Origin of the sequence: Bradyrhizobium sp. NAS80.1 (assembly GCF_001908205.1) — a bacterium.
Lineage (GTDB): Bacteria > Pseudomonadota > Alphaproteobacteria > Rhizobiales > Xanthobacteraceae > Bradyrhizobium.
On the sequence record NZ_LGHL01000243.1, the window covers coordinates 1 to 11103 of the forward strand.

Here is an 11103-nt window from a genome sequence, read left to right on the forward strand (position 1 = left end):
CGAGCCGGACCGTTCGTCACTCCCACGCATCGCGCCCCCTAGTTAAATCCTGATCCTAGAGAATCACGACACGAAACGCTTCGCTACCGACTTCTTCAACAGCCTGCTAGCGGTTCGGGCCGCCGGTGGAATCCGGGCTTTAAAGACCAGTGGAACGCCCGCCCGCCGAGTGACGGTTGTTGCTGCGTATTGCAGCTGAAAGTGAGTCTTTTGCAGGAGAAAACGAGTCGGACGCTACTCTTCCGTCAGACACACCCACCCCGCCGGCGTCACTAGTGCGGCTCCGGGGTCGGCGGCGCGGCGTAATAGGCCGTCAGCTTAAGGTGCCCGCTGAGGTTCCTGGGCCGGTATGGCGCGATCTCGTAGTAGTGCTGCACGCCAGCTTCCGCTGCGAACCGTTTGAGGACGCTGGAATGCAAAATCGCCTCGGGCTGGATCTCCCGTAGGCCCTCAGCCCATTTGAAACGTCCGCCGAACCATCCTGGCTCGCGCTCGTCGTGCTGGGGTCCGAGAGGATCCGGATTGAGCTTGAGATAGCGCTCGTCGACCTTGATGCCGTAACCGTCCGAGGTTGTCCCGTCCGGCAAGTTCGTCGCTACGTGGACCATCCATCTGAGCGCGATATCCGAGAGGCGGGCCTCATTTTCCGGGTAGCTACCGCCCACGTCGCTGTGATTGCCGGCAAACCAGACTTGCTGCAGCCAGTCAGGATATTCGTCGGGGCGCTCAGGGCCCTTGTTGTGCACCCCTCCCCACGGCACCCTCGCGAAGTCCGCTCGGTTCTCGTCGATTGACATCGCGTGGCGCGCGTACCAGACGCCGTGTCGCGTATGATCCGAACGATCCGGCTAGCGCTTATCTGGAGCCGGGTCCGAGTTCGTCGGCCGCATTGATGATTGCGGGCATCCGGGCGTTCATGACCCTGAGCGGCTTCTGGGTGCGTCGCAAGGCGGCGGCTGGGATTGGCACCATGAACGAGCCCGGCGCCACCGAGGCGATCGCCAGGAATCACAACGAGGGTCAGTCCCTGTGACATGATGCCAAGAAGCGCCGGCTACGACTGACACCCTCCTGCCCATCGAACTGCTCCGATAGAAATCGGCGCATGCACGGGCAGGAACGGTCTTCCATCGCGATTGTTGCCCCTACGCGTCGCCCGCGAATGAGCGGCGTGGCCTCGCTGCCTACCCCCATCATTAAGCCCATGGCGGCGAGGCCCCGGCCAAGCAGCGGGGCGTCAAACGCCGCCGCAGACAAGCCGCCGCCCCAGTTGGAACCGTTTTGACAATTGCCGATTGATTTAGCGTGCTTAATGCGCGGGAGGCCGTCATGCGCATTCACCTTCCCCACCACCCCTCAATCGATTGGATCACTCTAGCGGCTGCCAGCCTGCTATTGATTGGATACGCCAGCGCTATCGCGGTCCTTTTGGTTCGCTGACCGGCGGCGTCGGAAATATTTCTGAAGAGAGGCGTGCTTGAGCTATTGTTCCTCAACGCTCATTTTACGCGCTCCTTTTCGCGCAAATAGGCTGCCGCGATCTACGGTTAGTCACTAGGGCTGGTGCAGCGTTGTCCCCGCATTTCGGCATGGCGCGAAACCATCCACCACCGCCGTCATTATCAAGCCGATGACCGCTCGCCTCCCTCCATCACCCCGGGGCGGCGAGACGGGCTGGGCGGCCGGTCGCTGATCGGCGGATCGAACGGCGGCCGGTCGCAAGACCGAGAGGATAGGAACAAACACTTAGGTCGGTGGATGCGTTGGGGATCGCAGGCGCTACGCCGCTAAAATCATGACCAACGGCAACCAGCGAGCAATGAGTATCCTCCGCGAATTGCGTGCTGCGGAGCGCGAGCTTGTCGGAAAGGCCGTCGTCTTGACCGACGGCAAGGCCGGTACGATTGATCGCGTTTTTGTCGACAACGACCATGGACTGCGCGTCTCGATCAGGGGGCATGATGGCCGCTGGCCGATCTCGACCGTAAAGCACATCGAGAACTGATCGCCGCACGCTGTGCGTAGGGGAGGAACGTTCTGCCAGTTGCCTAGTTTTCCCGGTGCCTATCCCCATAGGCATAATGCCCATTAGCCCCAGCTCCTTGCCCCCTGCGAGCTGGGGCCTTTTTTTGTTCTCGTGCGAAAACTGAGGCGGCCTTACTCTCAGGTCGGGGGCTTAAGGCCCGCTGAATTCAGCCATTCGTGGATGCGGGCGGTGATATCTGCCTCGTGAGCTTTCCTAAAAAGGTCTTCACGCAGCTTGCCCGGTGGAACGTGCTCGGCCCTCTCTCGGGCTAGTCGGGCCTTCCTGACGAGCCATTCTCCGAGCGGCTTGCCTGGTTTTAATCGAAAGCGTTTCATGATCTTTCTCCAACCATGAAATTCGCAGAACTAGAAAACGCGTCGGAGGTGCAAACGTTCGATGGAAAAGAATTTCGCGCAGGAACCTAGTCCTACCCGGGATGTTGGAAAGCCATGCAATAACTCAGGAGGAAACTCTTATGAGAAATCTGTTTTTGGCTGGTGCGCTGGCGGTTGCTGGTTTCGCTATCGCCGCGCCGATCTCTGTTGCACCCGCGTCAGCTCAAGTGGCAGTTGAGACGCCGCTTGGCGGCGTAAGGGTGGGCCCGGAGCACCGTTATTACCGAGACTATGATCGACCCGCTTATCGCGCCTACGGATATGATCGCGGATATCGCGGATGCCGCACCGTCACGATCGAGCGCGACGACGGTTCGGTCCGCAGGGTCCGCCGTTGCGACTAGCTCCCTGGTGTCGTGACTATCCGGGCCGGGACCTTCAGCGTTCCGCGCGGCCCTGAGGCCGTGCTCACGCGACGGCGCCGCCGGTGGTCTGAATCCATCGGGTCATGGCCGACTCCACGTCGAGAGAATGTCAGGACCGCGCCGGATCTGGATGGCGGTGATGCCGAAAGCCGCGAGATTGAAGCTCGGCGGCTTGATCGCGTCGGTGCTGATCGGTGTCGGTGCGTTCACATGTGAGACAGAAATTCCGTCACGCTTCTTATTCTTACTTAAGTGGCGTGATGCATTTTTGGTGTCATTTTGAGCCTCACGCCTCTTGTGCCTTTGGTAAGTGCTCCTGCTGTTGAAACCGGCCGCCTGCCATGCCGGGATGCCTTCCGACTTCGGCCGGCCACGCTTGCGCCCGGTGCTCTTCTTGGCGCGGTGTTTGCGCGCGCGGGCCGCGGCCTTCTTGGTGTGAGCCGGCGTAGTGATGATCTTGATCGCGAGCATTTCGATCCTCGCGCAATGGGCGGCCCCGGCATCATGTTCAGGGCTGGACTGGGGGCGATGCCGGGGCCGTGGGCGTTTGACGCTTACATCCGACGCCAAACAGCTTCAGTTTAATCCATTATTAAACCATGATCTATATTTAATTTGATTTATTTGTATATTTTATCGTATTTAATTTTAATAGGCCGCGCGCCCACGGTGTCGTCAGGCCGACGTTGGGTGCGCCGCGCGGACGCTTGTGGCGCCGCGCTCCTTGATCTCAGAACGGATACTCGCCATCAGGCTCGGCCACCTCGCCGAGGTTGATCAGGATGTTCTCGGCGGCGTCCCTGATGTTGTGCAGCGTGGTCAGGTCCAGTTGCCAGCGGTTAAACTGCTGGCGGTGTTTCTGGCAGAGGCTAATAAACTCGGCGTGCGCTGGGACGAATGCGCTGGCCCTCCTGACCTCGCGGAGGGTGCGGACGATCACCGGGGCCGAGAAGCCCGGCTTGTGGCCCTGCCAGATCTCTGGATCATCCATCATCGAATCGACGAGAGCGGCGGCGTAGTGCTCTGTCACACCCTTGGCATTCGGGGTGCTCGCGAGCATCAGATCTAGCGCGAGCTGCAGCCAATCCTGTGGTGCGGATTCGTGCTCGGCGGCTTCGTAGAGCGTCATCGCCTTATCCAGCACCTCGTCCTGATCCGGAATTAGATCGTAGTAGAACCGTGCCTTGTCGCGGTTCTCGGCCCACTTCGCCTTGCAGGTTTTGAGAGGTTCGACGGTGAGATGGCCGAGGCGTGCGTGGCGGTGCTTGTCGCACGACGCGATGGTCGGACGGCGCGCGGCGGTTGCCCTCACCAAGGGGATCCTCAAGGACCAAGAGGTCATGGGCGCTCCGCCCAGACCGCCCTTGAAGACCTGTACCGAGACGAATGCGCGCTTGTTCGCCTCCGAGACGTAGGCAAGCACGATATTGGCCCCGCGCGGGCAGCAATAGGCAACGCGCCCCTCCTCGAGGTGGAAGCGCGCGGCATCCTGAGAGCCGATCAGGCCGTCGCGGTCGATTCAGACCGAGGCGACGCCGGCCGCCTTGAGATAGTACTCCGCGAGGATCTCGTCTCGAGTTGTGCCCATGTGTTCCAAGGCATGATTTGGGGTGGGCCGCAGTCAAGCCTAGGGCCCACCACTGGCCGCTGGTGAGCTAACGCGATGCTCGTCGGACGAGCTGCTCCAAGTGTGCGCCGCCCCGAGTTGTTATCCGAGCCCTCAGACCGCGCGGCATTAAGCGGACATTCGACCTTTAGACTTCCAGACTTCAATCTTCGAAGCTGTACGAGATCTCCGCCCACTTGCGCTCCCATTCATCCTCGCCAAGGAAGCCTTGGGTGGCCTCCATCAGAGCTTCTCGCGCCGTCTCGTAGTTGCAGCGAAATATCTCTTTCACCCCGCGGCGGTAGCCGAAGAGCCGCCCGTGTGCGGCGAACTAAATCTTGCCCGCTTCCTCGTACTTAGCGTGATAGAGCATCACCCAGTCAGTAATGCCGCCGTAGTAGCGACTGTTGAGCGCGGCGACCCCGCGTTCTGGCCAAATGGCATTGCCGATCTTCACCACCTTCAATTCGAGCGAGCCGGCTATGTAGATGTATGCCCTATCGTAATGGCGTTTGACGAAGGCGATGCGCGCCGTATCGCACTGAATGCAATGACCCGCGCGGCTGCGGAGCCTGTGACCGGCGTAGCAGGACTTCGGCGCTATGCACCAAAGGTATCCCTCCTGCTCCATCTCCCGTTTGTAGCCGTGCGACCGCATCCACGAGCAGTCCATGACCGCGCTCTCGTCGATGCGCTGGGTGTACAGAAAGTGCAGCTCGTGTTCGGTCAGCTCAGCCATTCCCCTCCCCCAAGCGATCATATTGCCATCGGGATTATGGTACAATGGGAATGGCCAGCTCTACGCCGTCGCCTGCTCGGAGGCGAGCCGCGCGATAGTTTTCCGCAAGCCGCCCGGCACAGTCGATCAATGAGACGCGTAGTCGCTATCTCGCTCGAATGATTTCCGGCAAGGCGGTATCCATGCCAGTCGGGTCGATTGAGAGCCGGACTTCTTCCACACGAGCCAGGCGTATCCCGTCGCGGTAGACGCCTTGCGATCGAGGCGCCCCCTTACCATCGGCACGCGCTCCGTATATTGGGCGCAAATCGCCGGAGGGGTCTTTTCGAAGAGATTGCGATATCGGCCAACGCTTTCAATGAAGACCGTTCTAACCAGGACGGCGACGCCTTGTCTGGCAACAACGAGTGACCGATGGACGAAGTCCTCCGCCAATCGGAACGGCGGATTGGTGATCACCCAATCGACAGCGTTCGCCTCGCAGGGGACATCGAGATAGTTTCTCACGGCCCCGTACCCGTACTTGTGCGCGTCGGAAGAGCGCACCTCGCCGAAGTACTCCTTCAGGACTTTCGACATATGGCCGGCACCGCACGCGGGTTCGAGACAGCTCAGCTTTTTGAACGGACCAAATTCGTCCAGTACGTGCTCCATGAAGCCGCGCGTGGCCCATGGTTGAAACAGACTCACCCTATCTCGCGCCTGGCAAGTTCCGGGGCAAACGCAACGAGCCGGCCTATGTGGTCGAGGTCGCAAAGGTGCTCGCCGAAACGCGCGGCGTGTCGCTCGAGGAGATCTCGCGCCAGACCACCGAAAATTTCTTCCGCCTGTTCTCCAAGGTGAAAGCTTGAGACTGGAAGTGACGTGCGCGCGCAGCTTGCCACGTTCGATGGCGTGCTCGTCTGGGGCAACCCGATTCACGAGGGACGCAACCGCGCCAACCTCGACGCGCTGCTGCGCGAGGTCGCGGCCCGCGGCGTGTGGGTGAGCGCCCATCCCGATGTGATCTTAAAGATGGGCACCAAGGAGGTGCTCCATCGTACCCGGACGATGAGCTGGGGCTGCGACACGGCCCTCTACCAAACGGCCGAAGCGATGCGTGCGGAATTGCCGTCTCGGCTCGCCGCCGGGTCGCGCGTCATCAAGCGCAACCGCGGCAATGGCGGTCAGGGCGTCTGGAAAGTCGAGCTGCTGCCCAATCCAGGTACCCGGCCGATCGTACGCGTGCTGGACGCCACAAAGGAAGCATCGGAGGACGTGGCACTGGGCGATTTTCTCGATCGGTGCATCGCGTATTTCGAGGACGGCTGCGTGATCGATCAGCCATTCCAGGCGCGCCTGAGCGAAGGAGTGGTGCGATGTTACATGGCAGGCGATCACTGCGCCGGGTTCGGCCACCACAAGGTCAAGGCCCTGGTCGAGGCACCAGCTGCGCGGGCCGAAGCCGGACCGCGCCTCTACAGCTCGAAATCCGACCCGCGCTTCCAACGCCTGCGCCGATTGATGGAAGACCAGTGGACACCGGAGCTTATGTCACTAATGGACATCCCGAGGAGCGATCTCCCGATGATTTGGGACACCGATTTCATGCTTGGCCCAGCCGGCGCTGATGGCACAGACAGTTACGTGCTCGGCGAGATCAACGTCAGTTCGGTCTTCCCGATCCCCGACGAGGCGCCGGGGGGAGATCGCTCGCCGAGTTGCCGATCGGTTGCAGTCGAAACTCTGACCGCTCAACGGTTCGCGCGCTGTAACTTCGGCGAGCGCATTGGCGCGCCTCGTGGAATGCCCGCGCGCCCTTCGAGTTCGCTATCGACCGTTCTGTTTCTCGCAGGAGGTTCATCAAGACCGCAACTTCCAATTTAGACGATCTTGGCGGCGCGGCCGAGACTGACCGCACGTGCGCCACAGGAGCGCCCTATTGTCTTCCCTTCGCCTCCTTAATCTGCGTGCCAAGTCGAGGATCTGTAGTCGGAATTGAATGGGGGAACCGCGCCGGCGCGGCTGGGGACATTGAAGATTTGGCAAGCAAGCTGCATCGCCGGCGCGCTGACCGCGACGTCGCTTGCCGCGATTCATCAGATCGCGGAGTCGCGCCCGAGCGTCGCAATGCCGAATGCGAGAGTTGCTGATGCATTCAGCGCCATCCCGCTGAACATGACGACCGTCCTGACAAATGCCGGTGCGGCGTTTCCGACCCCGGCCATCGAGGCGAAATCCGATACAAGACCATCGGCTAATGCGATCGTCGCGGCGGGATTCAGCGCCGCCGCGCCGGACGCGGTGATGCCGTCCGACGCAACCAATTCGCCGCGGCAAGGGCGGATGTCGCAGGTCGCCAGCCTTGAGGCAGCGCCGCTCGAGAACGAGGCAACGCCACAGCAGGACCGTCCGCCCGCTGCTTCGCCCAATCCGGGCGAAGGCGAACCGGCGTATCTCAAGTACTACGTCTACTCGGAAATTCCGCCGCCGGAGAAACCCGCGAAGATCGCCTTGTCGGCGCTGAGCGGCGTTCCGCTCGGAACGCCGGTCCAGGAGATCGAACGCGCGGCCAAAGCGTTCGGCATCGATGCCAGTTTCATGAAGGCGGTCGCCAAAATCGAATCCGATTTCGATCCCAGGCAACGCACCGGCTCCTATATCGGTCTGTTCCAGCTGAGCAAGTCTGAGTTCAGCAAATTCGGATCGGGCGACATCCTCAATCCTCGCGACAACGCGATGGGTGCCGCCTACAAGTTCGTCACCGAGGCTGCAATATTCGAAGTAGTAGCGCACAAGAAGCCGACGCTTCCAGATCTCTACCTGATCCACCAGCAGGGCTGGGAAGGAGCCGCCGAACACATCAGCCATCCGCAGCGGATTGCCTGGAAGTCGATGTGCGCAACCCAGGAGGGCTTGGCGAAGGGCGAGCGATGGTGCAAGCGCGCCATCTGGGGCAACACGCTGCCGGCGGTCAAACGCGAATGGAAGTCGGTCGATAATCTCACCTCTGGCGCGTTCGTCGCGATGTGGCGGGACCGCGTCGACACGCTCTATGCCCGCTATCCAGTGCTAACTGCGGCGGCCGAACGCTTGAGATAGAACAGTTTGCGACTGCTCATTCGCACACGTCTTGGCCCATATTCGTTTCGTCTAGAAGGTGTATCGGCAATCCAGTTTCCGGCGCCGGGCAGATTTGCGTTCCGCTTAGAGGCTGGGTGGTGCTCGGCCCCGGCGGCCGGTTTGATCCCAAAACCTCGACCAGTGCCGCTCCGAGGCCCCGCGCTCCCAGATTACTCACGAGTAATCACGTCGGCTGATGGGCCAGCAGGCAACATCGCAGGCCTTGGCCCTGATAGGAAAGAGGCCGCCCACTGAGGCGGCCTCTTGTTACCTTATCGCCTTACATGACCGGGCGCGTAGCCCGAGGCTCCAGGCGAGCCGGTCACGGGTCCATTGGACTGCATCTGATGGCGGGGGGCATAACCGGATGCGCCAGGTCCAGCGGTCGGACCGCTGGTAACCGGACCGTTGCTCTGGAATGAATGCCCTGGCGAGGAGTTGAATGCTGCGCCTCCGCCAAACCTCCTCCCGGGCCGCGCGCATGAGCCGCCGACGTCACAGCGACCAACGCAGCCGCGATCACGAACACCTTCTTCATTTCATCCACCCTTTGTCTTTTTGATCGGCCAACCCCAACGATTCGGCGGTTATCCCTGATCGGGAAAAACTAGAAATCGGATGGCATGCTCAAAATGAGACGCGGGCGGGTCTTCGGTGTGAATGCGTCAAGCTCGAACGATCTATTCGAGATCGCGATCTCACGTCCTGACAGCAAGCTTACATGGGAACCTTCGAAGCAAGCATGCGCTGGATCACGATGCTCTCGACGCCGCGCGCTGATCGCGAGTCATTGCTCGTTGTCATCCTCCCGACCGCGGCGCCAGCCGTAATCGCCCCAACGTGGACCGTAATAGCCATAGCTATGTCGGTATCGGTAACGCTCTCGCCACTCGTCGTCGTCAAAGCGTCTATAGTACCCGTACGGACGGTAATAGTCCCGCTGATACCAGCAGCGCCCCCATTCGTTGCAGACCCAGCGAACCTGCTCGACCTTCAACGTTGGTGCGGTCGAGCGCGAGATCGGCATGGCGTCGGCACTACTCGCGGCAAGGGCGGCGAACGCCGCGGAAGAGAGTAGAATGGCAATCGGCTTTCCCATCGAAGCCTCCATGAGTGGATTCGTGATGGAGAGTTTGGCCGTCCCGGGCTGAACCGCAGTTGAATGAGCGTTGCAAAAAAAAGCCGCGGTTCTGAGCACGAGCTATACGCTTCCATCGCTTCGCCGCCGCGCTCTGATTGCCTCGATCGCGATCCGGCCGGCCGGCCAGTCTTCCCCGATGTAGTTCGCGTTCGGGCGCCGATCGCACAGGAAGCGTAACCGGCAGAGGCTGGCGACAGATGCCAGCCGGCTGAGGCGGTAGTTTTCCGCAATCCCGGCGGTGCTGGCGTTTGCTTCGGCGACGCCGGGGTCCAGGATCAAAATCGCGACTCATCAGAGGAGCGAGGCACATGTGCAACAGGAAAGCGGCGGAAGTAAATGCCGATGTTGAGGCGCGGATTTCTCGAATCGAGCAGATGTCGCTGGAGCAGATTGCAACGCTTCAGGGCAGGATGCTGGCCGATATTGCGACGGGAAGAATCGCGCCAAGAGAAGCCAGCATCATAGATCGCGCTCTTAGAAAGCGGCTGAAAGCGATCGAACAGGAACTACACCAGGACGGCTGAGGCGGTGAACACGAGGCCCGCCTGTTCACGCTGGCGGGCCTTCCCGTAGTAAGCCGGGATTGCCAAATTTCCCGCGGCCTCGTTCATTTCCTGCGATTCAGATAGGCGAGTGCGCCCCCCAGGCTGCCGTGCCTACCAAGGGGTATTCAATGATTGACGACAATGTTGCTGCGTCCATCGATCATGCGTTGCACGAGGTGCAGGCCGCGCGGCGTGACCTCACCATAACCGCATTCTGCATACGGCAGGCAGAAATGCTTCGCAGAATAGATCGAGCGAAAGCCAGCCTCGCTGATCTGGTGCAGTCCCGGGATGGCGGGGCAAACCGGCCGAGAGTTTCTGTGGTTGTGACGATTTCCGAATCGTGCCCCGCTCCATCGCTGGGGCTGGGGGCCGATTTAGCGATGGAGCGGAGGTCTCGGACTTCGATCGAACCAGCGCGGAAACCGACCGCATCCTAGACGCGCTTAATTGCAGTTGCGATTCTGGCCTGTTGGCGGCCAATGCATGGCACCATTCCGTAGCAGGCTGCTTTTCGCAGAAAGCTTTCGAGTGTTGCAGCCGAGCAATTTTCAAAGTCACAATTTTGCCCCAAGATCGACCCCAGCCGGTCAGATTCGACCAGCGGGCGGACTGGCTAGGCCCGGCACACGTTTCGGCGGGGGCAGTGTGCCGGGTCGCCGCATTGCGGTGGAGACTTCGATGAAATCCATCGGTCGCCTTCGATGGGTGGTAGACAACGATCGTCAGGACCTCACCGACTATGAGGCGGGCCGCCTCTCCTGTCGGGACGGCGAGGACGATGCCGAACAGGAGTCGGCGACCGAGCGCGTCCTGAGGAATCTTGCCCTGATCCGTGCCTATGAGGCCAAATCGTCACCGCCAAGGTGACGACCGCCGAGGAGCTGGCCGGAAAGCGCCGCGTTATCGAGCGCTAGCAATTCGATCAAGACGAGATCGTGCGGCTGATCCTCAACGCTGATGCTGAGCGCATCGCCGCGCTTCGGCTCATAGCTCATCGCGGGCGAGCGCTGCGCTGCCCTCGTGGCCTTCAAGACCGTAAGTCTTGCGCCGTCTCGGCCTACGGGATGTCTCCTCTGGGTCTTGGCTGTGTGAAAACGCCAAGGCGCTTGAGCGCGATAGAAGAAGTTATTCGTCCAAGGCGGTTCTAGCGCTTAGGCTAGCACGTGGCTTCAACTTAGACG

General features: G+C 60.9%; 12 protein-coding genes and 3 pseudogenes. 8 read left to right on the plus strand and 7 right to left on the minus strand.

Features of this window, described 5'->3' with window-relative positions:
* Positions 1–272 precede the first annotated feature (272 nt).
* A pseudogene (locus AC629_RS39680) lies at positions 273–818 on the minus strand (phospholipase effector Tle1 domain-containing protein); the annotation flags it as partial.
* Between the two features lie 74 nt (positions 819–892).
* Here AC629_RS39680 and AC629_RS47365 point away from each other — a divergent pair.
* From AC629_RS47365 to AC629_RS46110, 3 genes are all read left to right on the plus strand, one after another.
* On the plus strand, positions 893–1033 hold the full coding sequence (locus AC629_RS47365; protein WP_168195701.1) for a hypothetical protein: 141 nt from the start codon (positions 893–895) through the stop codon (positions 1031–1033).
* Between the two features lie 786 nt (positions 1034–1819).
* Entirely contained in the window at positions 1820–2005 is a 186-nt protein-coding gene (locus AC629_RS39685; protein WP_245332144.1) for a PRC-barrel domain containing protein, read from the plus strand.
* 496 nt (positions 2006–2501) lie between these two features.
* Entirely contained in the window at positions 2502–2765 is a 264-nt protein-coding gene (locus AC629_RS46110; RefSeq protein WP_143199800.1) for a hypothetical protein, read from the plus strand.
* 102 nt (positions 2766–2867) lie between these two features.
* Here the strand turns inward: AC629_RS46110 and AC629_RS39695 are convergent, their stop codons facing one another.
* The 4 genes from AC629_RS39695 to AC629_RS39710 form a co-directional block, all read right to left on the minus strand.
* Positions 2868–3257: a hypothetical protein gene (locus tag AC629_RS39695; protein WP_084810127.1), complete on the minus strand. Its 390-nt coding sequence runs from the start codon at positions 3255–3257 to the stop codon at positions 2868–2870.
* A gap of 259 nt (positions 3258–3516) precedes the next feature.
* Entirely contained in the window at positions 3517–4209 is a 693-nt protein-coding gene (locus tag AC629_RS39700; protein WP_084810128.1) for a hypothetical protein, read from the minus strand.
* Positions 4210–4723: 514 nt separating this feature from the next.
* Complete coding sequence (locus AC629_RS39705; protein ID WP_143199801.1) at positions 4724–5131, minus strand: hypothetical protein; 408 nt, start codon at positions 5129–5131, stop codon at positions 4724–4726.
* Positions 5132–5257: 126 nt separating this feature from the next.
* Positions 5258–5785, minus strand: coding sequence for an SAM-dependent methyltransferase (locus AC629_RS39710; protein WP_245332145.1), 528 nt, complete (start codon positions 5783–5785; stop codon positions 5258–5260).
* Positions 5786–5802: 17 nt separating this feature from the next.
* On the opposite strand from AC629_RS39710, the pseudogene AC629_RS39715 reads away from it, so the two are divergent.
* The 3 genes and pseudogenes from AC629_RS39715 to AC629_RS39725 all read left to right on the plus strand — a co-directional run.
* Positions 5803–5982 (plus strand): annotated as a pseudogene (locus AC629_RS39715) (TatD family hydrolase); the annotation flags it as partial.
* A 13-nt stretch (positions 5983–5995) separates the two neighbouring features.
* Positions 5996–6860: pseudogene (locus AC629_RS39720) on the plus strand (Cj0069 family protein); the annotation flags it as partial.
* A 284-nt stretch (positions 6861–7144) separates the two neighbouring features.
* On the plus strand, positions 7145–8212 hold the full coding sequence (locus AC629_RS39725) for a transglycosylase SLT domain-containing protein (protein ID WP_245332146.1): 1068 nt from the start codon (positions 7145–7147) through the stop codon (positions 8210–8212).
* Positions 8213–9020: 808 nt separating this feature from the next.
* Here AC629_RS39725 and AC629_RS39730 read toward each other — a convergent pair.
* Both AC629_RS39730 and AC629_RS47370 read right to left on the minus strand, forming a co-directional pair.
* A complete protein-coding gene (locus tag AC629_RS39730; protein WP_143199803.1) occupies positions 9021–9332 on the minus strand; it encodes a hypothetical protein in 312 nt (103 codons plus the stop codon).
* A gap of 102 nt (positions 9333–9434) precedes the next feature.
* On the minus strand, positions 9435–9653 hold the full coding sequence (locus tag AC629_RS47370; protein ID WP_084810131.1) for a hypothetical protein: 219 nt from the start codon (positions 9651–9653) through the stop codon (positions 9435–9437).
* Between the two features lie 29 nt (positions 9654–9682).
* On the opposite strand from AC629_RS47370, the gene AC629_RS39740 reads away from it, so the two are divergent.
* Both AC629_RS39740 and AC629_RS46115 read left to right on the plus strand, forming a co-directional pair.
* Entirely contained in the window at positions 9683–9898 is a 216-nt protein-coding gene (locus tag AC629_RS39740) for a hypothetical protein (RefSeq protein WP_084810132.1), read from the plus strand.
* A gap of 702 nt (positions 9899–10600) precedes the next feature.
* Positions 10601–10789 carry a hypothetical protein gene (locus tag AC629_RS46115; RefSeq protein WP_143199804.1) on the plus strand — a complete coding sequence of 63 codons (189 nt, stop codon included), beginning with the start codon at positions 10601–10603 and terminating at the stop codon, positions 10787–10789.
* The last annotated feature ends 314 nt before the right edge of the window (positions 10790–11103 follow it).